Origin of the sequence: Nibrella saemangeumensis (genome assembly GCF_039541915.1) — a bacterium.
GTDB classification, from domain to species: domain Bacteria; phylum Bacteroidota; class Bacteroidia; order Cytophagales; family Spirosomataceae; genus Nibrella; species Nibrella saemangeumensis.
The window spans coordinates 418,659-442,432 of sequence record NZ_BAABHD010000029.1 but is presented as its reverse complement, the minus strand read 5'-3'; the positions used below and the strand labels follow the sequence as shown (position 1 = coordinate 442,432).

General features: G+C 52.3%; 21 protein-coding genes. 10 read left to right on the top strand and 11 right to left on the bottom strand.

What is annotated here, in order from left to right; translation table 11 throughout:
* Window positions 1-189: 189 nt before the first annotated feature.
* The 5 genes from ABD949_RS14985 (at window position 190) to ABD949_RS14965 (ending at window position 6,560) form a co-directional block, all read left to right on the top strand.
* Window positions 190-864 carry a hypothetical protein gene (locus ABD949_RS14985; protein ID WP_345244658.1) on the top strand — a complete coding sequence of 225 codons (675 nt, stop codon included), beginning with the start codon at window positions 190-192 and terminating at the stop codon, window positions 862-864.
* The gene (locus tag ABD949_RS14980; RefSeq protein WP_345244657.1) at window positions 861-1,958 is read left to right on the top strand and encodes a serine hydrolase domain-containing protein; all 1,098 of its coding nucleotides are present in this window, start codon (window positions 861-863) and stop codon (window positions 1,956-1,958) included. The genes ABD949_RS14985 and ABD949_RS14980 overlap by 4 nt, the downstream gene beginning before the upstream one ends.
* 76 nt (window positions 1,959-2,034) lie before the next feature.
* Window positions 2,035-3,900, top strand: coding sequence for an ABC transporter ATP-binding protein (locus ABD949_RS14975; protein WP_345244656.1), 1,866 nt, complete (start codon window positions 2,035-2,037; stop codon window positions 3,898-3,900).
* Window positions 3,901-4,031: 131 nt separating this feature from the next.
* Complete coding sequence (locus tag ABD949_RS14970; protein ID WP_345244655.1) at window positions 4,032-4,715, top strand: porin family protein; 684 nt, start codon at window positions 4,032-4,034, stop codon at window positions 4,713-4,715.
* Between the two features lie 30 nt (window positions 4,716-4,745).
* Window positions 4,746-6,560 carry a M43 family zinc metalloprotease gene (locus ABD949_RS14965; protein WP_345244654.1) on the top strand — a complete coding sequence of 605 codons (1,815 nt, stop codon included), beginning with the start codon at window positions 4,746-4,748 and terminating at the stop codon, window positions 6,558-6,560.
* 123 nt (window positions 6,561-6,683) lie between these two features.
* Here the strand turns inward: ABD949_RS14965 and ABD949_RS14960 are convergent, their stop codons facing one another.
* Window positions 6,684-7,445, bottom strand: coding sequence for an NIPSNAP family protein (locus ABD949_RS14960; RefSeq protein ID WP_345244653.1), 762 nt, complete (start codon window positions 7,443-7,445; stop codon window positions 6,684-6,686).
* Between the two features lie 97 nt (window positions 7,446-7,542).
* Here ABD949_RS14960 and ABD949_RS14955 point away from each other — a divergent pair, with 97 nt between their 5' ends.
* Both ABD949_RS14955 and ABD949_RS14950 read left to right on the top strand, forming a co-directional pair.
* Complete coding sequence (locus tag ABD949_RS14955) at window positions 7,543-8,238, top strand: HAD family hydrolase (protein ID WP_345244652.1); 696 nt, start codon at window positions 7,543-7,545, stop codon at window positions 8,236-8,238.
* A 99-nt stretch (window positions 8,239-8,337) separates the two neighbouring features.
* Entirely contained in the window at window positions 8,338-9,300 is a 963-nt protein-coding gene (locus ABD949_RS14950; RefSeq protein ID WP_345244651.1) for an alpha-E domain-containing protein, read from the top strand.
* Window positions 9,301-9,354: 54 nt separating this feature from the next.
* On the opposite strand, the gene ABD949_RS14945 is transcribed toward ABD949_RS14950, so the two are convergent.
* From ABD949_RS14945 to ABD949_RS14910, 8 genes are all read right to left on the bottom strand, one after another.
* Window positions 9,355-10,116: a hypothetical protein gene (locus ABD949_RS14945; RefSeq protein WP_345244650.1), complete on the bottom strand. Its 762-nt coding sequence runs from the start codon at window positions 10,114-10,116 to the stop codon at window positions 9,355-9,357.
* A gap of 149 nt (window positions 10,117-10,265) precedes the next feature.
* Window positions 10,266-12,371 (bottom strand): 1,4-alpha-glucan branching protein GlgB, encoded by a 2,106-nt coding sequence (gene glgB / locus ABD949_RS14940; RefSeq protein ID WP_345244649.1) that lies wholly within the window; start codon window positions 12,369-12,371, stop codon window positions 10,266-10,268.
* 51 nt (window positions 12,372-12,422) lie between these two features.
* Window positions 12,423-12,755: a hypothetical protein gene (locus tag ABD949_RS14935; RefSeq protein ID WP_345244648.1), complete on the bottom strand. Its 333-nt coding sequence runs from the start codon at window positions 12,753-12,755 to the stop codon at window positions 12,423-12,425.
* A gap of 25 nt (window positions 12,756-12,780) precedes the next feature.
* Window positions 12,781-14,388: a putative maltokinase gene (locus ABD949_RS14930; RefSeq protein WP_345244647.1), complete on the bottom strand. Its 1,608-nt coding sequence runs from the start codon at window positions 14,386-14,388 to the stop codon at window positions 12,781-12,783.
* Window positions 14,389-14,424: 36 nt separating this feature from the next.
* The gene (locus ABD949_RS14925; protein ID WP_345244646.1) at window positions 14,425-16,434 is read right to left on the bottom strand and encodes an alpha-1,4-glucan--maltose-1-phosphate maltosyltransferase; all 2,010 of its coding nucleotides are present in this window, start codon (window positions 16,432-16,434) and stop codon (window positions 14,425-14,427) included.
* A 258-nt stretch (window positions 16,435-16,692) separates the two neighbouring features.
* Entirely contained in the window at window positions 16,693-18,246 is a 1,554-nt protein-coding gene (locus ABD949_RS14920) for a vanadium-dependent haloperoxidase (RefSeq protein WP_345244645.1), read from the bottom strand.
* 50 nt (window positions 18,247-18,296) lie between these two features.
* Window positions 18,297-19,190, bottom strand: coding sequence for a hypothetical protein (locus ABD949_RS14915; protein ID WP_345244644.1), 894 nt, complete (start codon window positions 19,188-19,190; stop codon window positions 18,297-18,299).
* A gap of 75 nt (window positions 19,191-19,265) precedes the next feature.
* On the bottom strand, window positions 19,266-20,390 hold the full coding sequence (locus ABD949_RS14910) for a hypothetical protein (protein WP_345244643.1): 1,125 nt from the start codon (window positions 20,388-20,390) through the stop codon (window positions 19,266-19,268).
* Window positions 20,391-20,432: 42 nt separating this feature from the next.
* Between ABD949_RS14910 and ABD949_RS14905 the strand changes: the two genes are divergently transcribed.
* On the top strand, window positions 20,433-20,570 hold the full coding sequence (locus tag ABD949_RS14905; RefSeq protein WP_345244642.1) for a hypothetical protein: 138 nt from the start codon (window positions 20,433-20,435) through the stop codon (window positions 20,568-20,570).
* On the opposite strand, the gene ABD949_RS14900 is transcribed toward ABD949_RS14905, so the two are convergent.
* Window positions 20,567-21,109 carry a hypothetical protein gene (locus ABD949_RS14900; protein ID WP_345244641.1) on the bottom strand — a complete coding sequence of 181 codons (543 nt, stop codon included), beginning with the start codon at window positions 21,107-21,109 and terminating at the stop codon, window positions 20,567-20,569. The genes ABD949_RS14905 and ABD949_RS14900 overlap by 4 nt on opposite strands.
* 96 nt (window positions 21,110-21,205) lie before the next feature.
* A complete protein-coding gene (locus ABD949_RS14895) occupies window positions 21,206-22,666 on the bottom strand; it encodes a sodium:solute symporter (protein WP_345244640.1) in 1,461 nt (486 codons plus the stop codon).
* Between the two features lie 112 nt (window positions 22,667-22,778).
* On the opposite strand from ABD949_RS14895, the gene ABD949_RS14890 reads away from it, so the two are divergent.
* On the top strand, window positions 22,779-23,057 hold the full coding sequence (locus ABD949_RS14890; RefSeq protein WP_345244639.1) for an ATP-dependent Clp protease adaptor ClpS: 279 nt from the start codon (window positions 22,779-22,781) through the stop codon (window positions 23,055-23,057).
* Between the two features lie 97 nt (window positions 23,058-23,154).
* Entirely contained in the window at window positions 23,155-23,766 is a 612-nt protein-coding gene (gene recR / locus ABD949_RS14885; RefSeq protein ID WP_345244638.1) for a recombination mediator RecR, read from the top strand.
* The last annotated feature ends 8 nt before the right edge of the window (window positions 23,767-23,774 follow it).

Below are 23,774 nucleotides of genomic sequence, written 5' to 3'. Positions count from 1 at the left end.
ACAAAAATCAGCCTAATCTTTATGCAGAGAGACCACAAAAAGCCTGGTGTGAGACACCATCATGTGTCTTTCTTCCGCTTTTGCGACTGATTACTGATTTTTGGTGCCGGGTGCATTTCTTAACAAATGATAATGGTAGTCGGGTGGGGAGAGAAGACCTTTGTAGTGAACATTTACCACACGACAACCATGAAAACGTTAATCACACCAAAAAACAGTTCTGCTCACCTCATTCACCGGTTCGCCACACTGAAAGTATTCATTGTGTTAATGGCGCTATGGCCCATGATGAGCTATTCTCAATTCTCTACGCCTGGTACTGCTGAACAGCCGGCTACCACGCTTTCGCTGGAAACAGATCCGGCACCTTACTTGTACAAAGGGTATTCGGTCAGCCTGCGCTTCAGTCATAAAGCTTTTCCGCACTGGAGCGTGATGGGCTCACTGTTTCAGGGTGGAGTGCCGGATGCCTTACTGACAAAGACGAATAAGGAGTTAGGCTGGCGCAATCTTCGGTTTAGTCCGAGCTATGCCCTGTTTGTCGACTACTCCCTCCGTCAGTCTGGCAGAGGATTATTTTTTGGCCCTGCTGTTTTCCTGTATAATAATTACGTTACGCTGAGCACAACCGGACAGCGGGTCGATTTTCGGACTGCGTACCCCAACGTTCGGATAGGCTATACCATTTTCCCGTTTAAGCGGTCGAATCTTTATATTACTCCCTGGTTCAATATCGGTAAAGAGATCCAGATGGGTTCGAATGCCGCCCGGCCGGAGCCAACGTATCAACTCAGTCCGGTAAAATACATCATGGCGGTGCATCTAGGCTATCGGTTTAAATTTCAGGACTCTTCCAGACGATGAAAACGGTATCCCCCCTTTTTGCAGAAAAAGAGATGGATTGGGTCGAGGCTGTGCTGAGTGAGGAAGTGGAGCAGGGGCGTACGCCATCCGTTCAGTATGTGCACTTTACCCCACATACTGTTGTCTGTGAATACCGCAAGGGCTACGCTGACGTGCAGCGACAAGTACCCGTTAGCCGGTCTACTACCTTCCCTGTCTTCTCGGTAACAAAGACCTTTACGGCTCTGAGTATGCTGCAACTGGCGCAGGCTAAGCTTGTAGATCTCGACCGTCCCATCTGTATGTACCTGCCTCAGGTGTATGATACCGGGGAGATCACGCTGAGGCATTTGCTGGCTCATGTATCCGGCCTGAAAGACCCGTGGCCTTTACGCTGGATACATCCTGTACAGGAACATGCCCGCTTTGACCGGAATGCTTTTTTCAAGCCCCTGCTTGACGCGAAGCTTTCAACCCGCGAAACGCCTGGTAGCCGGTGCCGGTACTCCAATCTGGGGTATGTACTGGTGGGGCAGGTGCTGGAGGCTGTTACCGGTATTCCTTATGAACGCTATATACAGGAGCATATTATTGGTCCTCTAAACCTTTCGCACCACGAGCTTGGCTTTACAATTACCGATGCTAGTCTACACGCAATAGGGTACCAGAATCAATATAGCCTGATGGGTTTGTTGCTAAATCTGCTGATTGATACCGATACGTTTATGGATAAGAGGGTAGGTAAATGGAAGCCCTTTAAACCCTATTATTTAAATGGTACTCCCTATGGTGGTTTGATTGGCAACGCAGAAGCAGTTGTCCGGTATGGACAAGCTTTGCTACGGCAGGATCAATCTTTATTGAATAATGATTACTACAAACTTCTTTTTACCGAAGGCAGAACAGATAAACAGGAGCGTACAGGCATGTGTCTGTCCTGGTTTACAGGTCAGTTGAACGGCACTTCGTATGTTGCCCATGCAGGCGGAGGTGGCGGTTACTACTGCGAACTCCGCTTGTATCCCGATAAGCAACTGGGGAGTTTCCTTATTTTCAACCGAACCGGTTTTAGCGACGAGCGATACCTGGATAAAGTAGACAGGTATTTGGTGTAACGGTCTGGACTGATCTGTCGTAATGCTGCGTTGTAGCAGCAGCGAACCAATTTCGAGCTGCGGTTGTAACAGAATTATGGCAAAGGCATCATCTCGACCTGATAATCACACTGCTACCCCAACTGACCCTAACAAACCGGACCTCTCCTGGCGGGAGCGGCTGAGTGCGCTGGGAAACCTGCCCGCTTTCTTCCGAATGGTCTGGCAAACATCACCGGGCCTGTTTATCGGCAATGCCGCGATCCGGCTGGTGCGGGCGGCCATGCCGGCCGTAATGCTGTATATCGGTAAGCTGATTATCGATGAGGTAATCCGGCTGTCGGGGCTGTCGGGAGCCGGCGATACCACCTACCTGTGGGAACTGGTGGCCGCCGAGTTTGGGCTGGCTATCCTGTCGACGGCCCTGGGCCGGGCAACATCGCTGCTTGACGGCTTATTGGGCGACCTGGTGACCAACCGGACTTCGGTGCTGCTGATGGAGCACGCGGCCACGCTGGACCTCGAACAGTTTGAAGATGCTACCTTCTACGACAAGCTCGAACGCGCCCGCCGGCAGACCACCGGCCGGTCATTTCTGCTGTCGCAGGTGTTCGGGCAGGTGCAGGAGATCATCTCCGTGGGCTTTCTGGCGGCTGGTCTGGCGGTGTACAACCCCTGGCTGCTGCTGCTCCTGTTTATTGCGGTGACGCCTTCGTTTATCGGTGATAATTACTTCAACCAGAAAAGCTATTCGCTCTCGCGGAGTTGGACGCCCGAACGGCGTGAACTCGATTACCTGCGCTACGTCGGGGCCAGCGACGAAACCGCCAAGGAGGTCAAGATTTTTGGCCTGTCAGGCTTTCTCATCAATCGCTTTCGTGACTTGTCCTGGCAGTATTACACAAAAAATCGTGCCCTGGCAATCCGGCGGGCATCGTGGGGTACGGTACTGACGGCCCTGGGCACGGCCGGCTATTATGGGGCTTATCTCTGGATTGTGGCCAGAGCGGTCGGTGGCACCATCTCTATTGGTGACCTGACGTTTCTGGCCGGCTCCTTCCGGCAGTTGCGGTCGTCGCTGGAAGGTATCCTGCTTCAATTCAGCAGCCTGACGCAGGAAGCCATGTATCTGCAGGACCTGTTCGATTTCTTTCATATTACCCCCCTCATTGATTCGCGTGATAAAGCGCTGCCCTTTCCAAATCCGGTGCAGCAAGGGTTCGTTTTTGAGAATGTGGGCTTCAAGTATACCAACTCGGAGCGGTGGGCGCTGCGTAACCTGAGCTTTACCCTGGAGGCCGGAGAGAAACTGGCGCTGGTGGGTGAAAACGGCGCGGGCAAAACTACGCTGGTCAAACTGCTGGCCCGGCTGTACGACCCCACCGAGGGGCGTATTCTGCTCGACGGCCGCGACCTTCGCGATTATGACCTCGATGACCTCCGGCGCAACGTGGGCGTTATTTTTCAGGATTATGTCCGGTTCAAAATGTCGGCCGGAATCAACATTGCCGTGGGGGATATCGACGAACGAACTAACCAGCCCCGTATCGAAGAGTCGGCGCAGCGGAGTCTGGCCGATACCGTTATCGCGAAGCTACCGGGCGGTTACGAGCAGGTGCTGGGCCGGAGCTTTGCCAAAGGCGTTGAACTCTCGGGCGGTGAGTGGCAGAAGGTAGCGCTGGGCCGGGCCTATATGCGCGAGGCCCAGGTCTTAATTCTGGACGAACCCACAGCCGCGCTCGACGCTCGCGCCGAGTACGAGGTATTCCAGCGCTTTGCCCGGCTGACGGAAGGTAAAACGTCAGTCATTATCTCGCACCGCTTCTCCACCGTTCGTATGGCCGATCGCATACTGGTATTGGAAGGCGGGCAGCTCCTCGAAATTGGCAGTCACAAAGAACTGCTTGAGCACGATGGTCGATACGCCGAATTGTTTCAGTTGCAGGCGAGGGGGTATCAGTAATCCGATCCTGCTATAATGTTTCGGATCCTCTACCGCTTAATAAATCATCTGAAGTATCTATTGTCGTTACAACTACTTTTGGTTAGCTGCAGAGCACTGCAATTTAGCTCTTTTTTAACCAAATAGTCCCGATGAAGCCTACACTGGCTTTTCTCTTTATGCTATTGGTCCCGCTCTTCGGTTCGGGCCAGAATATAGCGACCACTGATAGTGTAATGGTATCCTCTGTGAATACGCCCCGGTCACTGAGGGGATCGTGGGTCAATTTGCGGGGTGGCATTATGCTTCCCGATTTTTACAAACGTTCTTCGGAAGCTGTTCGTCTGCCCGTGCTACAAAAGCCTTATCTGGGCTGGCAGGCAGGTCTGAGCGTTGAGGTAGCCCATTCGCGCTGGCATGGCAGTCGTATTGAAGTTTCCTTTGTACGCAAAGGTGCCAATGAACTGTTTGCTGAGAACGGTCATCGTCTGGAAAGTACAACCCGACTCAGTTATGCGCAGGTAGCGCTCCTGCCGGTTATTGTTAAAGCCAGAGGGGAGCGGTTCAGCCCATTTTTAGGGATTGGTGGCTACGGAGCTTATCTGCTTAATGCCACTCACCAGGTCCGGCTCAACGGTGCTCCTGCCGTACCGGATAAGAATCTTCCCAATCATTTCAGGAAACTTGACTATGGCTGGACCGTCGGGGCCGGCGTTTACCTGGGCCGGAGACCTCTCGAACTACGTTACGAATCTGGCTTGACCGATGTATTCAGGGAAGGTTACCTCACTACACCTGTACGCAATCAGGCGGTATCGCTGCTTTTCTCGCTTTAATGTTAACTTCCTCTGTTTGTTATTCTTGCCATGCCACTGAACCGTTTACTTAAATCACTCTTTCTGTTAAGTGTGCTGAGTCTCCTGTCAGACTGCTCGCGCCGGTCAGATATACAACCGCTGGCCGATTACTACGCTTACCAGCGGACCAATGCCGTGACCGTAAACCTGGAGCAAGGGAGGAAAACGACGGTGCTGCTGTCCGTCGATACAGATTCGCTGCGTTTTAGAGCCTCAGCGACTGACGCCCAGGGCAAGGACATTCCCCACGCCTTATACACGTTTTTGGTCGATGGGAAACCGTTACCCTCCAATGCGTTTCTTCCGGCAAAGGAGGGGAAATACCAGATTACAGCCAAGCTGGGCGCAAAGGAAAGCCAGCCTGTTGTGATCGAAGCGGTAGACCTGAAAAGTCTTGTCAAAGAGATCCGGCTTCAACCTGAGGCCGGTAATCCCAAAATGGTTCTATCCGACGGGAACACCCTACTGCGCTTTTCGATGGTAGCTATCGGGTTTGATGACAAGCCTGTGCCATTCGATTATTTGAAGGGGCTCACCTTATATGTGAACGATCAGCCTCTGACTTCAGCTGAATTTACGCCTAGGCAGGAAGGTACGTACCGGCTCGTGGCCAAAGGGTTTGGTCGGGAAAGCAGCGAAATTGTGATCAGCGCTCATCCCAAAGCGTACTATATCGGCACCGTACTGCTAAAAGTTAATCTGAACGGGCCGGACTTTATTGCCGACAATCTTTCGGCCGCTACCTTTACTGTTAACGTACTGGATCGGGAGGGAAAGTTGGTCGACTGGTATGCCGAACGGGATATGCAGCTTTTTCTGAATGGTCAGCTTACTCAGGAGCGTACGTTTCGAACCCGCACACCGGGCGTATACCGGTTTAAGGCGGTTGTAGCCGGTAAAGAAAGTGCCGAGTACAGCCTGCGAGCGTTATCATTCAGTGAAGCGAGGATCGTTACCATCCCAATTGTATTTCACCTGTACGGTGTCGATATTCCGCAGTACAAGCTTCAGGAGCAGATTAATGTGCTCAATAATACCTTTCGGGATAACTTCAATCCGTCCAACGCGCTTAAAGCAGACCGTCATGCCGATCTCCGGTTACAGTTTGTCCTGGCGGACACTGATCCTAACGGACAGCCGATGGCCCAGCCCGGCCGGCACTACGTTGACGTAGGTGGTAAGCAATATAAAGACGACGAGATGTTTACCAAAGCCGGCTGGGATCACTACTGGAATCCCGAATATTACCTCAACGCTTACGTAGCCAACTACATTGAAGAACCCGACGACAACTGGGCCGGCAAAGCTTATTATCCGACTGTAACCCAACCGTTGGTTGGCCTGGGAACATACGTTAAAGGATCAAAGCCTTTTTACCTGTTCTCTATGATTTTAAAACCGCTGGTATTCGATGGGGCCAATAACAATACCATTATCACCCATGAGATTGGCCATATGCTGGGGTTATATCACGCCTTTAATACGAATAATTGTACGTCTGATGCCGATTATTGCCCTGATACCCCCATGTACAACCGGCAAAACTACAATGATAAAGTCTATTCAATGAGTCGGACCGATTGCAATGGGCAAGAGTTCTCCTCGACAAATTACATGGACTACTATTACAGCTTCAGAAATTCGTTTACACTGGATCAACAAACCAGAGTCAGACACGTGCTTGACTATGGTTTGTATTTGCCTACCCAATTTAATGGGCGTTCGGGACGACGGTCTGTGGCCGCACCGGGCGTTGTGAAACGTCCTGATGTTCTTTGGGACGTGAAGCCTGTAGCCTGCCCTATACCCCATGACCACCATTAATTTCATTTGGTGAGTTTCTGAAGACAACCTGCATGGTCAGATAAGAAACAGGCGAATTCCAAGAGAGCGATAAACTCTTATCGCTCTCTTGGAATTCGCCTGATAAAGAAATTTCCTGTTGCTTTACTGAATCGGCGAGTAGTCTGTCGCCTTCATGTACACAGACTCCACTTTGTTGGTCAGTGAGCCGTTTTTCTCCGATTCGGCTTTGGCTTTTACCCACTTGGGATTTTTGCGGAATTCGTCAAAGGCTTTCTTTCCCGCTTCTTCGCTCGGGTGAGCCAGAATGTACACCAGCTTCGACTGGCCGGTCTCGTCCTTTTTTTCGGTCAGCCAGTAGCCCAGGTTTTTCATGCCGTGTTTCTTGAACAGGTCAATGGTATGATTGCGAAAGCGGCTAAGCAGGTCGTCCAGCTTTCCGGGAGCGGCCGAATAGGTACGGAGTTCGAACACCCGGTCACCGGAGGCCTTCTGCGTTTTAATTTCCGGTGAAATATCAGCGGCCGTCATAAATATCTGGTCCACTTTTGCGACAATCTTACCGTTCGCTTCGGTTTTCTTGACCACTTCTCTCCAGGCAGGATCACTGCCGAACGCCTTCCAGGATGCGTCACGGGCTTCGCGGTTTGGATAAGCCAGAATGTAGATGATCTCGTGACGGCTGGTATCGGTCGGAAGCCAGTAACCGATATTTTCCATGCCATGTTTTTCAAACAGCTTCAGCGTATACTGCCGAAAGCGGTCAACAATAGCATCAAATTTTCCCGGTGCTGCGTAGTAAATGCGCATTTCGTACAGGCGCGTATCCGGTTTAGGTTTAGCGGTGGCCGTAAAGAAGCCGGCCAGCAGGGTAACAGTCAGGAGTAGGGTTTTGTGGTATCTCATGGTTTGATAAAAACGAAAAACGGCTGGCAATTTACTTGTTTTATGCAGAAACTATTCACGTTGCTCTCCGTTAAAGCGGAGAACATTTCTCCCGTATATGAAAAACAACGCCCAGCCGTTTGCCCTGATCTTTGACATGGACGGTACGATGATCGATAGCAATCCAACACATAAAGAAGCGTTTGAGCGGTTTTTTGCTCAGTACGACATCGAAATGACCGACGAGGACTTTATCAATTATGTCTCGGGGCGAATGAACCCGGACATTATGAAGCATTTCTTCGGCGATGCCATCAGTTCACAGAAAATTACCGCCCTGACCCGTGAAAAAGAGTTACTTTTTCAGGAGTTGTTTGCCCCTAAAATAAAGCCGATCAAAGGTTTGCTGCCATTCCTGAAGAAGGCGCGCGAAAAGGGCATACCAATGGCGCTGGCTACATCGGCACCAAAGATGAACATCGAATTTGTCTTTACACACATTCCATTAAGTGATTACTTCCCCCACATCGTACACGACAGGAATGTTAAAAAAGGAAAGCCGGCTCCGGAAATTTTTCTGAAAGCCGCTCGCAAATTGAGGTATCCACCTGAGCGCTGTATCGTTTTTGAAGACTCCAAGGCCGGGGTCGAAGCGGCTCAGGCGGCTGGCATGACGGTAGTGGTGCTTACCACAACGCATAGCGCCGGGGAGCTGGAGGGAGCAGACTGGGTGATCAATGATTTTTCGGAAGCAACCATCACCAAATTGAATAAGCTTGCATCACTAAAAGAAAAAATTGCATTTAGCAAGTAAGGTCCGAAAATATAGTGGTAATCAGGTCGCTTTGCCAATGATTAGTTTGTAAAAGAGGCTTTTAACCATATTTTTGTTAAAAGCCCTATTTTAATTACTATGCTGAGCCGCGTTGCCAACTCGATTTACTGGATTAACCGCTACATCGAACGGGCCGAAAATTACGCCCGTTTTATGAGTGTCAATTTTAATCTGGCCCTTGATCTGCCGCCCAGCGTCAATCAGCAGTGGGAGCCGCTACTGATTGCCACCGCCGATAATTACCTGTTCTACGAGTACTACCAGGAACCCACCCGCGACAACGTGCTGGAGTTCATGACGTTCGACAAACGTAACCCAAACTCCATTATCAGTTGCCTTGGCAACGCACGCGAAAATGCCCGTACCGTGCGCGAGACCATCTCAAAGGATATGTGGGAACACCTGAATCAATTTTACCTAAGAGTGCGCGACTCAGCCCCGGAGGTGGAGTGGAACCTGAACCGCATGCAGGCGTTCTTTACAGAAATAAAAAATGGTGTGCAGCTTTTTTACGGTATCATCGACGCAACGATTACCCGCAACGAAGCCTGGCACTTTGGTCGTCTGGGCCGTTTTCTGGAGCGGGCCGACAAAACCTCCCGCTTTCTGGATGTAAAATACTTTACCCTGTTACCCGAATCAGATGGCGTAGGCTCAACCCTCGACCTGATGATTTGGACAGCCGTGCTGAAATCGGTTAGCGCCTACAATATGTACCGGCAGCAGTATCCGTCGCTTACTCCATCCTGTATTGTTGAGTTTCTGATCCTGGACAGGCTGTTTCCGAGAGCGGTGGCGCACTCTATTCGTCAGGCCGAGTTATCCCTGTATGAAATTGGGGGTAATGTCATCACCTCCGGCTTTACCAATCAGGCCGAAAAGAAGCTCAGCAAGCTTCGGTCCGAAATTGAATTCACCGAATCCGCCGACATCTTCAAAGTCGGGCTGCACCACTACCTCGATCAGTTCCAGACCCGAAACAATGAGGTCGCCAATGCCATTTTTGAAACCTACTTCGACCTGAAGCCGGTGGAGGCTTAACCGCCTAAAGCGTTTAGCCTTAAAAAGCAGGGTAGCTGAAGTGTGGTTTCGGTTTTAGTGGAAGAAAGGAAAAGTGAGCCCGATATAGGGCATACCCATCCGGTTCCTAAAGCGGTCGTTGTTGTCGGTGACGTTTACGGTAAACGCTCTCATCTCTGTCATCATCCACTGATACCCTGCTTTAGCCGATAGCCGCTGATTGATTTTTACCCGTACAAAAATTTCTGTTGCCAGAGTGCCGCTGTTGTTATCGCCCAGCAGACGGGCGTTGAACCGGGGTGCAACAGCCGCTACCGATGCTCCCTGCAACGGGATCGTGTCATTTCCCAGGGTAGTTTCCTGAATAAACTGTCCGTTCGTGGACCGGTATAGTCCCCGGCGATTGCGGCTGAACGCCACTCCGAAAATATCGGCACTGGCCCCAATCTGAACGATACCCACTGTCACCTGGGCCCGTACCCCAAAATTTAGAGAGGTAAGAGAGACCCGTTTAAACTGCATGGTGTCAATATTGGCAACAAGTAAAGGAGCGCTCAGGGCCTCAAGTCCGGTTTTTCCGCGAGTCAGACGAGCCGGGGCGGTTATATAGTTGAGGTTGTTGCCGTAAAAGGTCCCCAAACGGGTGGTCCAGCCGAAAGAGAACATATTGTTAGGGCCTACATTCAGCAACTGGTAGTAACTTATGGAAGGAGCAATAGTGCCTTTTCCAAAAGCGACCTGTGCATCGGCACCGGCGGCAATACGGGAAGAAACCGGAGATTGTGCATGAAGTTGGATGGAGAGCAGAAAAAACAGCGCAAAAAAACTTTGTTTCATGAATAGGTTTGGTCAGTACTGACCGGGCAAAATTAACCGGAATTAAACGGCGGGCAAAAATTTTATAGGAAGCGGGAAAACAAGGCTGACCGACAAAAGCTGGTTCATTAGGTATCCAGCTTTTGTCGGTCAGCTTACATACGGCGACCTTATTGCGCCTGAAGCCGTAACACCACGGCGGCTAACGGCGGTAAAGTCAGGCTTACCGACTGCTCTTTACCATGCCATTTTTTAGGTTCCGTCGGTAGCGATTCGGTATTGTGCATACCGCTGCCGAAATAGGCTTTGGCGTCACTGTTAAAAATTTCGATCCAGTTACCAGCTAATGGCACCCCAATCCGGTAGTTGTAGTGCGGTATAGGGGTCAGGTTGAGTACCACAATAACAACGTCTTCGGGCGTATCTCCCAGGCGGGCGTACGTCAGCACGCTATGGGCGCGGTCGGTGGTATCGATCCACTCGAAGCCGTTGGCGGTGAAGCTGCGTTCGTAGAGGGCCGGTTGCTGCCGGTATAGGGCATTCAGGGCCTTCAGGCAGGCCAGCATACCTTTGTGGGGTTCATTGTCGGTCAGATGCCAGTCGAGGCTAGCGTCGTATTTCCACTCGGATGTCTGGGCAAATTCGCCCCCCATAAAGAGTAATTTAGTGCCGGGGTGCGTAAACATGTAGGTAAACATGGTCCGCAGGTTAGCGAACCGCTGCCATTCGTCGCCCGGCATTTTGCCGATCAGCGATTTTTTGCCGTAAACAACCTCATCATGCGACAGGGGCAGCATAAAGTTTTCGGTGAAGGCATACACCGTGCTAAACGTCAGCTTGTCCTGGTGGTAGTGTCGGTAGAATGGGTCCCGCTCGAAATACTGGATGGTATCGTGCATCCAGCCCATCATCCACTTCATGCCGAAGCCAAGCCCTCCGGTAAAGACCGGGCGCGAAACACCGGGGAACGCTGTTGATTCTTCGGCAATGGTCTGCGTATCCGGAAACTCCCGGTAGATGGTCTCGTTCAGTTCCTTGAAGAGCGAGATAGCCTCCAGGTTCTCCCGACCGCCAAAGATATTGGGTTCCCACTCGCCATGATTACGCGAATAGTCAAGGTACAGCATCGACGCTACGGCGTCTACGCGGAGTCCATCGGCATGGTAGCGGTCGAGCCAAAATAAGGCATTACTGATCAGAAAGGCGCGTACCTCATTGCGGCCGTAATTGAAGATATAGCTCTTCCAGTCTGGATGATAGCCTTTGCGCCGGTCGGGGTGCTCGTACAGGTGCGACCCATCAAACTGGTATAAGCCGTGGGCATCGCCGGGAAAATGGGAGGGTACCCAGTCCAGAATAACGCCGATACCCGCCTGATGCAGTCGTTCAACCAGCTGCATAAAATCCTGGGGGCGGCCGAACCGGCTGCTGGGTGCAAAGTAACCCGTAATCTGGTAGCCCCAAGATGGTTCGTACGGGAACTCCATTACCGGCATAAATTCGACATGGGTAAAGCCGAGTTCCTGCACATACGGAACCAGGGCATCGGCTATTTCACCATACGACAGAATGCGTTTAGGATTTGACGGATCGCGACGCCAGGAGGCCAGGTGCACTTCGTATACGGAAACGGGTTTATTTAAGGCATTGCGTTCCCGACGGCTCTGCATCCAGTCGGTATCTTTCCATTCGTACCAGGTATCCCAGACAACAGAGGCTGTTTTGGGCGGGGTTTCCCACCAAAGCGCAAAGGGGTCACCTTTCTCAAAGGCATTGCCATGATCGGCCGTGATATAATACTTGTATACTTCGCCCCGGCCGATATTCGGAATAAAGCCTTCCCAGATGCCTGAACTATCCCAGCGGACATACAGCGGGTGGCTGGACTTATTCCATCCGTTGAAGTTACCGATGACGCATACGGATTTGGCGGAAGGAGCCCATACGGCAAAGTACGTGCCGGTCACGCCGTTGTGTTCGACTACGTGCGAGCCTAATTTTTCGTACAAACGGTAGTGCTTACCGGATCGAAACAGATAAATATCGAAGTCGGTGAAGCGCGAAAAGCCCTGCACGGAAGGACCAGAGTAGGTTTCCGGCTCTCGCGTTGGGGCTAGTACGTATTCTGAGAGTGATTGCTCGTTCATAGTGGGAGTTTCGGTGGTTGACATACCGGGTACCGCAGCGGGGGTATCCGTATTTGTCTTGCGGGAACGGGGCACCTTAGCCACCTTGGGTTCCTCAGGAGTTGCTTCCGTGGATTTACGTTTCGCCATACGGTTTCCAGTAGTTCTTATAGGTTTGAGAGATTGAAGGTAATGTAAATCTTACCATCGGGCAGCACCCATGGTCAGGATTGTCTCTAACGCTTCCCGATCGAGTCGTTCGGGACGGCTGATTTTCAGGCAGCTTTTTCCACTCCGAACGGGCTTCAGCCGTTCGGCAAAGCGTTCGTTGAGGTCGGGCAGGGTATAAATCGGCATCAGATACAGCATCAGGTGCTTTTCCGTAAGCCGGAGACCGGCAAAGTATTTGTCGCGGAGCAGAAACTCCTCAATGCCTCCTTTGGGGGTCTGGCCGGTGCCGGAATAGGGTCGGCTGGTCATGCCATCAATTGACAGCAACTGTTGCCGGAGATCGTCGTGCAGGGTTTGAAGCATAGGGCTTATCCTTTATAACTGATTTCTACAACGCCAGTTTTTCAATCTCGCGAATTACGTCGACTATACCACGCAGCGGAATCTTGACCCAGGCCGGCCGGTAGCTGATTTCGTAGCCTAATTCGTACACGGCTTTCTCCAGCAGATAAACCAGCAGCAGAAAGTTTACCTCACTATTGTCTTTAAACAGCGGGTGCGGATACCCGAAGGTGTCCAGATAGGCATCCATATAGGTGTCGCGAATCAGCTTGAACCAGCGGTCAGAAACGCGTTGCAGGTGGACTGGGTCAATATGGGCGGTTTCGACGCTATTGAAGAGCTTGGCGCTGACGGCGTAATGGTAGGACCGAATCATGCCGGCTACGTCTTTCAGCGGAGAATGTTTAATTTTCCGGTCGGAAATACTGCTTTCCGGCTCACCTTCAAAATCAAGAATAATGTAGTCTTTGCCGGTTGCCAGAATCTGCCCTAAATGATAATCCCCATGGATACGAATCCGGAGTGACTCCAGCGGACGGGTCCGGAACTCGGCAATAAACTGGTCAATGAGTTCTTTAGCCTCCATAAACGTCCACGCCAGCCGCTGCGCCTGGGGATCCAGTTTCAGGTAATTATCAATCAGCAGGTTGTACCGGCGCTCCAGCAGGTGTTCAATGCGGCCGATGATAAACGTGCGGTAGTCGCTGGTGATGGGCTCCGGGGCAAAAGCGGGTCCAGCGTCGGGTTCATAAAGCGCCATGTGCATTTCGGCGGTTCGCCGGCCCAGCATCTCCACCATATCAAACACGTCTTCCTTGATAGAAAAATGGCGTGTGGGTACGGCAAACAGAAAGTCGTTCAGGTTATCGCCCGTTTTGTCCCAGCAATCTTTTTCGTTCGGAACCATGCGCTGCATCAGGCCCAGCGTCACGTCGGTCTGGCTAGAGGTTCTGTTTGATGTCGCATCGGCGTCGTCACGCTGCCAGACAAGGCTGCCGGCATAAGCAGGTATATACGGAAAATTGCTTTCTTCGGTCAGGAAGCTGACCATATCCACTTCCGGGTTGGTCTCCCGGAACAGCTTGCGGTACAGCTTCATGAAATACTTTTCCCCGAATACCAGCGCCGAGTTGCTGGAGTCGACGGGCAGCACGCGATTAGCGATTTGCCCTTTCATATCCTCACCGGCCAGACCGCGCCCCCGGTAAAAGCAGAGTTGCCCTTCCGGCTGCGGCAGACAATCCTGATTGACCAGATGCTGAAACAAGGCCTGCCGGAACCGCTCATCGTAGATAGCGTCGACCAGTAACCCGCGGGTCTGGTTGAAATACGCTACGGTAATGATGCCCTTGGGAAGAATCTCGGGGACGTTAGGTCCGTCGGTTTCTACGAAGGACAGGGGCAACTGGTAGTTTTCGGTCTCACCATCGGCATACCGGACTTCAATGATCAGCAGATACGCTACCGATTCTTTCAGGCCAATTTCATGCACCACCCGAATCCGGAGCGCTTCCTGTTGGCGGGCTTTACCGGCAAACCAGCGGCAGGTGTTGACATAGGGCGGCAGCACCGCCGTTTCCAGGGACTGGATCAGCTCAGGGTCCTTTTGCAGATCGGTCCAGACGTGGGCGCTGGTCAGATTTGTTACAGCCATGTCGTGCATAACAGTTGGCGAGTTTGAGAGTGGGCGTTAATACACTTCAATCCGGAACAGGTGCATGGGCAACACATACGGGTCCAGCTCGACATAGTTCCATTCACCCCGCCAGGTGTAATAGGCACCCGTCAGCAGGTCATGTACGGTATAGTCTTTCCAGTCCGGAATTCCCAGCTTCCAGATCGGTACCTGCACCATATTGGCCCGACGGTTGTAAGCGTCCATATTGACAACCATCAGCAGCCGGTTGTTACCGTCTACTTTCAGGTACGCCATCAGGTAGTCATCATCAACCCGGCAGAAGGTCAGATTACTCGTTTTTTGCAGGGCTGTATTTTCTTTCCGGATGCGGTTGACCAGCGAAATCAGGTACGTCAGCTTGTTGGTATGATTCCAGTCCCAGTGCCGGATTTCGTATTTCTCAGAATTCAGGTATTCTTCCTTGCCCGGAATCGGTACATGCTCCATCATCTCAAATGATGGGCCGAAAATTCCGTAGTTCGACGATAAGGTAGCCGCCAGGAAGAACCGAACCAGAAACTGGGGTTCATGGCCGCTTTGCAGAATATAGGGGTTAATATCGTGCGTCGTCGGCCAGAAGTTCGGACGGAAGTAGTGCTGCATATCCGTCTGCGTCAGTTCGGTGAGGTACTCTTCTAGTTCCTGTTTGTTGTTACGCCAGGTGAAGTAGGTATACGACTGCGCAAAGCCCCGTTTGGCCAGTTCCTGCATCACTTTTGGTTTGGTGAAGGCCTCGGAGAGGAAGATCATATCCGGATACACCTTTTTTACTTCGGCAATGACCCATTCCCAGAACACAAACGGTTTGGTATGCGGGTTGTCGACCCGGATCATCCGAACCCCCCAGGAGCCCCACGTCAGCATTACCTGCCTGAGTTCTTCCCAGAGGCTGCGCCATTCGTCGGTTTCAAAATAAACCGGGTAAATATCCTGATACTTTTTCGGCGGGTTCTCGGCGTACTGGATAGTGCCGTCGGGGCGTTTCTTAAACCACTCCGGATGTTCTTTAGCCCAGGGGTGATCGGGCGAACACTGGATTGCCAAATCCATGGCCACTTCCATACCAAAACCTTTACAGGCCGCAATCAGATTCCTGAAGTCCTCCAGCGTGCCCAGGTCCGGGTGAATAGCCGTGTGTCCCCCCAGCTCGGAGCCGATACCGTACGGAACACCCGGTTCGCCGGGGGATGAGGTTACAGAATTGTTTTTCCCTTTCCGGAACGTAGTGCCAATTGGGTGGATCGGCGGCAGATAAAGCACGTCGAATCCCATGCCGGCGATCCGGGGGAGCAGCATCTCCACATCCCGAAAGGTACCATGGCGGCCTGGTTCCTGGGAGGCCGAACGCGGAAACAGGCAATACCAGGTGCTGAAGCCTGCTTTCTCCCGGTCTACCTCAATACCCAGGGTAGGTTCGTAGCGGGTTGGGTGCTGCCGTTCCGGATAGGTATTCAGCCATTCGGTAAATTGCGAACTCTGCGCCACGGCAATGGCCTCACCATATTGGTTTTTGTCTTTAAACAATCTCGCCATGGCCTTCAGCGTCTTTTTATCGTCGCCTTTGGACCGTTGTGCCATCCCTTCTACGTAATGCGAACCGGCCAGCAACTCACTGTTGACGTACTGCCCATCTTTAATCTTCAGAACAATCTCGTGCTGCCAGGAGGCAATATGGTCGACCCAGCCTTCAATGGTGTACAGATAACGCCCCGGCTTCCCGACGGTGAATGATGCGCCCCAGCGGTCGTTGTTGATGAACTTCATGGAAACCTCCGTCCACTCCCTGTCGCTTTCGTGTTTGTACAGGAGCCGGGCTGCGATCTTATCGTGACCGTCGGTGATGATGTCGGCTTCAACAGCGATGATTTCGCCCGGAACAGCTTTGATGGGATAGCGGCCCTCGTCGATTTCCGGAGTTACCCGTTCAATCACAACGCGTCTCTGACCATCAAAAGGAATTGCTGAGCCATTGGACGAAACTTTGGGTTGGTTGATAGGAGCGGGAGTGGTTATGGTTGGCATAGTGTACGTTAATGACAAGGGTGTAGCACTCGACGAATGGGCAGACGATCACTATTCGGCTCACGCCGACATTCGGAGCGAAATTACAACAATATCAATACTAGAGGTAACAGAATGGTTTTTCCTTGTTTAAGGAACCACCGGAAGGGGTCATTGTTCGGTAAAAATCTATTTTAAGTTCGTGAGACTCGCTTCATTAAAGCGGAAAAGGCCAGCTTTGAGCTGACCTTCCCTGCTTGTTTGCTCGGCAGCGAGAACTTATAGACCAGATCCGTCGGCTTTACCACGGGCTACGGCATAGGTGCCGATATTACGTCCGCAGAGTAAGCCCACTTCGCAGTCGAAGCGGTAGTGAATCAGGCCATAGATCCTTGATTCAGACGCTTCTCTGGCCTGGGCTTCAAATTTGTTAGCCTGGTCTGGGAAAATAGAACCCAGCACCGTAGCGGCAGCCGCCGAGAAGGTAGAGTGTCCGGACGTATACGACGGGAAGTTAGGTAGACCCACCGAGGTCTTGATTCGGGCGTCCATCTGTTGCGGACGGGGGTAGTAATAATAAAACTTGGTGTCCCAGCAGCATACCCCGGCATCCATCAGCGTAGTGCCGACCAGCGCCAGCGTTCGGGCCGTCCGCACCTCACTGTACCGGGCGTCGTGGGCTGCGTTGGCGGCAATGCGATGCCAGTGGCCGGGGGGCGTGTAACTGCCGGCTCCGTCTGACCAGTAATTGGCAATCCGGGCCTGTTCGCGGGTCTGTTTTTTTGCGATATTAATCAGTTCGTCCAGCGCTTTTTTATACTCGGCGCTGCCGATGGCGGGCGGGGCCTGCGGACGAAGTCTGATGGCCGTAGCCCGGTCGAAGTTCCAGGTTTGCACCGCTCCGTAGTTGGGCAGCATGGGCGCACGAATCGGTGTCTCCTGACTCCTCCATATCTCCGTCAGCCCCATTGCTTTGGCCCCTTCAATCATAGCCGCCGTCAGGGTCTGGTTATTGGAGGCACTCATGCCGTCGGTGCGGGCGCGGCCCATTACCTTAGCGGCTACCGCATTGCCCAGGTCAATACCGGCCGCCAAATCGCTATCCACGTTCATGCCAGCCCATAGGCGGCTGTCGCGGTGCTCCTTCAGCTTTGCTTCCAGATACGGGACTTCGCCCGGAAACATGGCTTTCAGGACGGCTACCGATGCGGCCGCCACGACGGCATCTTCCGAGGGATAGGAGGGAAGCTGCGACACCGGCAGGGCTACGCGGATAGTGGCATCGGTGCGTGATGGCGCCGGCCGCTTAAATTGGTATTTATAATTCCACGCGGATACCAGCGCATCGTACTGCGCTACGCTCAAATACGCAAGGGCGCGTGCCGCATAAGGCGGATTAGCAAACGGAAACTTGGGGTCTGCTAAGGGGTTGGCGGCATCCGGCACGGGGTACTTGCCGTCGGGCGTCGAAGCTGGCGGTGTGTTGTAACGGGCCGCCAGTTCGCGGGCGATTTCGTTCCAGCGGTACACGGCACCGGCTCCCCAGTACGCTACCGCTTCCTGCTGCTCCCGACTCAGGCTGGCCGATAGCTGTTTCAGGCTCACCAACTCGGCCTGATACTCCGGCGAATTCACTGCTTTGGGTGCGGTAAGAGTCACATCGGTGGGAGAGGTCAGGACATAGGTCTTCCAGGTGCCCGCTCTGTCATCTACACTGGCAGGCGTATAGCCGACACGGAGCGGCTCTTCAATGGATTTGTCACAGGCGGTCAGCGCGAGGGATAATGCCACGACCATACTACCAAGTACTTGTAATAATTTATATTTTTTCATGAGGAAACTTGTCAATGCAGCGGGCCATTGCTGCTGCGGTTTAAAGGGAGTTATTGACCGTTGATCTGATACAGCAGACCAATCGTATAGCTGGTACTCTGGCCTACGTTCAGGCCGTTGGTTACGTAGCCGATGCGGGCATTGATACCAATGTTTTTCGGCTGTACTTTAGCGTACCAGCCTACCGATGTCGCCTGCATATTGTTGGTCGGGAAGGGCATATCATTCCGGCGAATGTTATCGCCACTGGTACAGGCAAAGCGTTCGGCCCAAAATTCGGTCTGCCATTTGGCGCGCAGAACACCAGCGCGAACGCCCATATCGATGGCGTTGGGTACCCGAACCTCGTTGGTATAATACACCCGATCGTCAGCCAGGTAGGCGTCGCGGTCCACGCGGATGTTGCTGCGCCAGTTATAGCTGCCGTGTCCTGTCAGGTATAAACCTGTTTTCGAATGGGTATAATTGGCCAGCAGCCGTCCCGTTACGGTGCGGGACTGCAGGCCAATAGACATTGGTAAAAAGTCTGGCACGTAATTACCGACGGGTATGGAAGCACCCGCAAGGGTATGCAGTGAAAATCCGCCTACGGTCACGGCTTTGTATTTCAGCCAGCCCGAGAAGTCCTGAATGCCTTTCTGGCCCATCAGATTACCGGCACTGGTTTTGGTCCAGACGAACGGCAGGCTCAGAATGACGTTGAACCGGTCGGTAATCCCGATGGCGGGCATAACCATGATTGATCGGGTTATGTGGGCACCAATGTTGTGGTTTTCCCGCTTAAGGGTATTTTCCCAATACTGGTTCCAATGGCTTTGCCCGTACATAAGAGCCACACAGGCTGTTTTGCGGGGCATATAAATGGCATCGTGCGGCATTTGCGCTACGGCACCAAGTGACACAAACATGGCTGCCAGAGCCAGGCAATGCTTTATGTATTTCATGATGATTGACAAGAAGGTGAGTAGGAGCGGGTATCAACTGATAGCCCTGTTGACACCCGCCCGAAGATCGAACGATTAGAACCAGCGACTGAAGGACGCCGAAACCAGGTAGTCCGCAAAAGCCGCATCGCCGTGCCGAAGCCCCTGCGGGTCGAGCCGGTCGGAGTAGCTCTTGATGCGGTTGCGGTACACGGCAACGGGCACCGTAACCGCAGCCGAGTACTTGCCCTTCATGTAGGCAACCCCCGGCTCTACGGATACGATGTAGCCTGGGCGACGGAAGCCCTTGCTACCCCCAAACGCATCGTACGCCGGAACGCCCTCAAGCCGGCCGCCCAGCATCAGCGCCAGACCTGGAATAGCCGATATGGACTGGCTGAAACCCAGCCGGGCAGCAAACTGGTCGGCTACCGAGAACGAGCCGGTTACCAGATCAATGGTGGTCGCTTCCGGATTGCGGATGACCCCGTTTGTTTCGCGGGGATTGAACAGATAAAAGCCGTTGAAGTACACCGTTGTGTGCTTACCTACCTGCACGTATCCCTGGGTCTCCAGACTGGCACCAATACCGCCATCGCCAAGCTGAATCGACTGGTCGACGGGTTTGTTTACCACGTAATCCCGCTTTTCTTTGTCCAGTTTGTGGAAATCGCCGGTTACGCCGTAGTTGCCGGTGGGTAGCTTCACGCCTACTCCCATCGCTATGTTCACTTTCGGAAGTTTATACGGATTCACCAGCCAGTAAGACGCTGAAATGCGCATATCGCCAATACCCTGCGATCCGGTATGGAACCGCTTCTGCTCTGGGTTAGCCGTTACAGAATTCCCGTAGTGCTCGTACAGCGACGACCGGTCGTTGTACTGAATGGGCAAATTGACAGAAAACGACAACCGGGGTGTTGCCAGGTAGCTGATGCCGAGGTCAACGGCGTGGGAGAGGTTAACCACTTCGGTATTTTGGTCCAGGCGCTCATGCTCTTCCTTATCACCTCTGAAGTGGCGGAATGATTTGAAGTACCGGTAGCCCATATTGAGCTGCCAGTGACCGTTGCGCTGTTTGAAAAAGTCGGCCGAGGTGGCCGCTCCACCCGGAGCGGCACAGCTCATGTGGCGCACAGCCACACAACCTTGTGCCGAGGCTTTTACCTGAAGAAGAAACAGGCTTACCGAAGCCAGTAAACAGGTATAGATCGGTTTCATGAACGTGAAAGTCGATAGAATTTGAAAAGCTATTTAAAATGTATGGCAACGTTGTACCTGCTTTGCAATCAGCAGTGTACATCGGTAAAGCCATATGGTAAACTCACTGTAGCGTATGCAGACAGCCAGTCTCCTGCCGGTAATCCGGAAGAGCGGGAGTGTACCCAAAAATCAGCTTAACAAACCTGTTTAGGCGGGGGGGAGTGGGGGAGTATCGACGCAGTGATTCGGAAAGGTGTATAGGGAGGTATGGTATTCGTTGAATTCCAGGCATAATGTGCCGGGCAAACGAGGTTGTCCGGCTGGAAATACTCCTTCAGCAGAAGCTTCAGCAGTTGATTGGTTTTCTTCTGGGTGTCGGAGGTGCCGGTAATTTCCCGCTTGATAAAGCTCAGCAGGTCATCCTGCCAGAACGAATAATTCCTGTCTTCATACCCGGTAATGTGCAGCGTATCGCCCGAAATTTCTGCCCGGATAATTTCGTAATAGCTACCCCGGTACTTAAATCCCTGATCCTGTTTCCGGGTCAGAGCCGCTTCGGAGGGGTGTTGCTTCAGGGGAACGTGAAATTCAACGAGGTGATCGGTCGACGGGTAAACCTTCACGCGTTCGGAAAGCTCGTGTTGCTCCTGCCACCACACACTGACGAGTACAACCGCGTACCCCAGCATGTTGTAAACCAGCAATAGCAGCAATCCGATGGATAAAACTCGTTTCATAAGCACGTCAGGTACAGAGGCACCTACAGCAGCTTAGCAAATATAATAGCTTTTTGGAGAAATGTTACTTTCCTGCCAAGTTTTTGTATTTAGCCCTTATGCCACCACGGGTTCGGGCTCCCGCTTGCGCGACACCGCCCAGAGACCAACAAAGGTGATCAGGCCGTTCAGCATCAGCCGCTCAAAACCGAATTTGTAGCCGCCGAACCACTCTGCCGAGTTGTTGTTGATAAGCAGTGTCAGAAAAGGGGAGGCAATACAGATAAAGGGCACTAGGTTATCGCGGACCGGCCGCTTCGAGAAGATACCAAACGCAAACAGCCCCAGCAGCGGCCCGTAGGTATAACCCGCCAGGTCAAAAACCGCCGTGATTACCTCTTTGGTGTTGAACCGGTTGAAGATAATAATGACTACGTAGAACAGCAGCGAGAAGCCGATATGAACCACATTTTTGATGCGTGACCGCTCCGACTCAGGCCGGTTTTCGATGTTCATGAAGTCTACGCAAAAGGCGGTTGTCAGCGCCGTCAGCGCCGAATCGGAACTGGCGTAGGTGGCTGCGGTAATACCCAGCAAGAAGGTGATGCCCACCAGAAAGCCGAAGTGGTTAAGCGCCAGCATGGGGTAGAGGTCATCGGTTCGCTCCGGAATAGCAATACCCCTGGATTGGGCGTACAGGTACAGGAGCGCGCCCAGCGACAGAAACATGAAGTTGACGATCGTGAGCGTAACCGTAAACCAGAACATATTTTTCTGCGCTTCGCCAATGTTTTTGCAGGTGAGGTTTTTCTGCATCAGGTCCTGGTCCAGACCAGTCATCACAATGGCGATAAAGGTCCCGGCGAAGAACTGCTTAAAGAAGTTTTTAGGATCGTTGGCATCCCAGTAGAAAATCTGCGAATAATTGCTGTTTTGCACGGCACTGGCCATTTCGCCAAAGGAGAAGTTCAGTTCGCGGGTAATCAGAATGATGGTCAGAATGACGGCCGTCACCAGAAACGTTGTCTGCAGCGTGTCGGTAACGATGATGGTTTTGATACCTCCCTTGAACGTGTAAACCCAGATCAGGCCGATGGTAATCAGCACGGACACCTCAAAGGGTATGCCCAGGTTGTTGAAAATAGCCAGTTGCAGCACCCCGGCCGCCACATACAGCCGCACCGCCGAGCCAACCGTGCGCGACAGCAGAAAGAAAGCAGAGCCGGTTTTGTAGGCCCAAAAGCCGAACCGCTTTTCGAGGTAGCCGTAAATGGATATCAGGTTGAGCCGGTAATAGAGCGGCATCAGCACCGTACCGATGATGAAGTAGCCCACGAGATACCCCAGTACCACCTGAAAATACGAGAACTGAATACGACCCACCGCACCGGGCACCGATATAAACGTCACCCCCGACAGCGAGGTGCCAATCATCCCGAACGCCACCAGATACCAGGGCGACTGGCGGTTTGCCGTAAAAAAAGTCTGGGTATCAGCTCCCCGCGACGTATAGAAAGAAATGGCGATCAGCATCGCAAAGTAGGCAATCAGTATGGTTAGCGCGATGGAGGTATTCATAAGTGTCAGGGCAACTTTTTAGCCCGAAGTGGGGTTATTTAATAACGGAAAACGGCTTCCGAAAGCGGTCAGATTTTCGTAAATTTGCTAAACAAATACAATTTTCGGTCTGATGCAACCTTTTGAAGATCCCAACGTAGAAGTACTCGATGAAGTCATTGAAACAGACGTTTATAATCTCGTCGTATTTAACGACGACGTGAACACGTTTGACCATGTCATCGATACGCTGATGGACGTATGTGGTCATACGCCGGAGCAGGCCGAGCAGTGTACCCTGATTATCCATTACCGGGGCAAATGCACGGTTAAGAACGGCTCCTGGGAAGAATTAGTACCCATGCGCAACGAAATCTGCCGCCGGGGCATCTCCGCTGAAGTATTAAATTAACTAAAAGTTAAGAGTGAAGAATGAAGAGTTAGCTGACGCGTGCTCTTTTAATTTAAACTCTTAACTCATCACTCTCAATTCTTAATTCAAAAAGACCTTGGAGTTTCCTTCCAGACTGATAGAAGAAGCGGTCAATGAGGTGGCGAAGTTGCCGGGCATCGGAAAGAAAACGGCCCTGCGGCTGGTACTCCACCTGTTGAAACGCGATGAGGAGCAGACGCAAACGCTGGCGGATACGCTGGTGGCGATGCGCACAAAGGTAAAATACTGCCAGAAATGCCATAACCTCTCCGACAATGATTTGTGTACGATCTGCGCCAATCCCCGCCGTGATAATTCACTCATTTGCGTGGTCGAAGATACCCGCGATGTACTGGCTATCGAAAATACGGCTCAGTATAAAGGGCTATATCATGTGCTGGGCGGCATCATTTCACCCGTTGAGGGCGTTGGTCCCAGCGACCTGCATATTGAATCTTTGGTGCAGCGGCTGGGTGCCGTTGATAACGAGCAGGTGAAAGAGATAATTCTGGCGCTCAGCCCCACCATGGAAGGCGACACAACCGCCTTTTACCTCCAAAAGAAGTTACGTCCTTTTAAGCTGAAGATTTCGACCATTGCGCGGGGTATTCCCATCGGCGGTGACCTCGAATACGCCGATGAAGTTACCCTCGGCCGAAGCATCCTCAGCCGAATCGCTTACGAATAATGTCCGGG

What these genes read in the sequence shown, in the direction of transcription:
- ABD949_RS14985 (WP_345244658.1), top strand. Translation starts at nt 190, where the DNA reads ATGAAAACGTTAATCACACCAAAAAACAGTTCTGCTCACCTCATTCAC.
- ABD949_RS14980 (WP_345244657.1), top strand. Translation starts at nt 861, where the DNA reads ATGAAAACGGTATCCCCCCTTTTTGCAGAAAAAGAGATGGATTGGGTC.
- ABD949_RS14975 (WP_345244656.1), top strand. Translation starts at nt 2,035, where the DNA reads ATGGCAAAGGCATCATCTCGACCTGATAATCACACTGCTACCCCAACT.
- ABD949_RS14970 (WP_345244655.1), top strand. Translation starts at nt 4,032, where the DNA reads ATGAAGCCTACACTGGCTTTTCTCTTTATGCTATTGGTCCCGCTCTTC.
- ABD949_RS14965 (WP_345244654.1), top strand. Translation starts at nt 4,746, where the DNA reads ATGCCACTGAACCGTTTACTTAAATCACTCTTTCTGTTAAGTGTGCTG.
- ABD949_RS14960 (WP_345244653.1), bottom strand. Translation starts at nt 7,445, where the DNA reads ATGAGATACCACAAAACCCTACTCCTGACTGTTACCCTGCTGGCCGGC.
- ABD949_RS14955 (WP_345244652.1), top strand. Translation starts at nt 7,543, where the DNA reads ATGAAAAACAACGCCCAGCCGTTTGCCCTGATCTTTGACATGGACGGT.
- ABD949_RS14950 (WP_345244651.1), top strand. Translation starts at nt 8,338, where the DNA reads ATGCTGAGCCGCGTTGCCAACTCGATTTACTGGATTAACCGCTACATC.
- ABD949_RS14945 (WP_345244650.1), bottom strand. Translation starts at nt 10,116, where the DNA reads ATGAAACAAAGTTTTTTTGCGCTGTTTTTTCTGCTCTCCATCCAACTT.
- glgB (WP_345244649.1), bottom strand. Translation starts at nt 12,371, where the DNA reads ATGGCGAAACGTAAATCCACGGAAGCAACTCCTGAGGAACCCAAGGTG.
- ABD949_RS14935 (WP_345244648.1), bottom strand. Translation starts at nt 12,755, where the DNA reads ATGCTTCAAACCCTGCACGACGATCTCCGGCAACAGTTGCTGTCAATT.
- ABD949_RS14930 (WP_345244647.1), bottom strand. Translation starts at nt 14,388, where the DNA reads ATGGCTGTAACAAATCTGACCAGCGCCCACGTCTGGACCGATCTGCAA.
- ABD949_RS14925 (WP_345244646.1), bottom strand. Translation starts at nt 16,434, where the DNA reads ATGCCAACCATAACCACTCCCGCTCCTATCAACCAACCCAAAGTTTCG.
- ABD949_RS14920 (WP_345244645.1), bottom strand. Translation starts at nt 18,246, where the DNA reads ATGAAAAAATATAAATTATTACAAGTACTTGGTAGTATGGTCGTGGCA.
- ABD949_RS14915 (WP_345244644.1), bottom strand. Translation starts at nt 19,190, where the DNA reads ATGAAATACATAAAGCATTGCCTGGCTCTGGCAGCCATGTTTGTGTCA.
- ABD949_RS14910 (WP_345244643.1), bottom strand. Translation starts at nt 20,390, where the DNA reads ATGAAACCGATCTATACCTGTTTACTGGCTTCGGTAAGCCTGTTTCTT.
- ABD949_RS14905 (WP_345244642.1), top strand. Translation starts at nt 20,433, where the DNA reads ATGGCAACGTTGTACCTGCTTTGCAATCAGCAGTGTACATCGGTAAAG.
- ABD949_RS14900 (WP_345244641.1), bottom strand. Translation starts at nt 21,109, where the DNA reads ATGAAACGAGTTTTATCCATCGGATTGCTGCTATTGCTGGTTTACAAC.
- ABD949_RS14895 (WP_345244640.1), bottom strand. Translation starts at nt 22,666, where the DNA reads ATGAATACCTCCATCGCGCTAACCATACTGATTGCCTACTTTGCGATG.
- ABD949_RS14890 (WP_345244639.1), top strand. Translation starts at nt 22,779, where the DNA reads ATGCAACCTTTTGAAGATCCCAACGTAGAAGTACTCGATGAAGTCATT.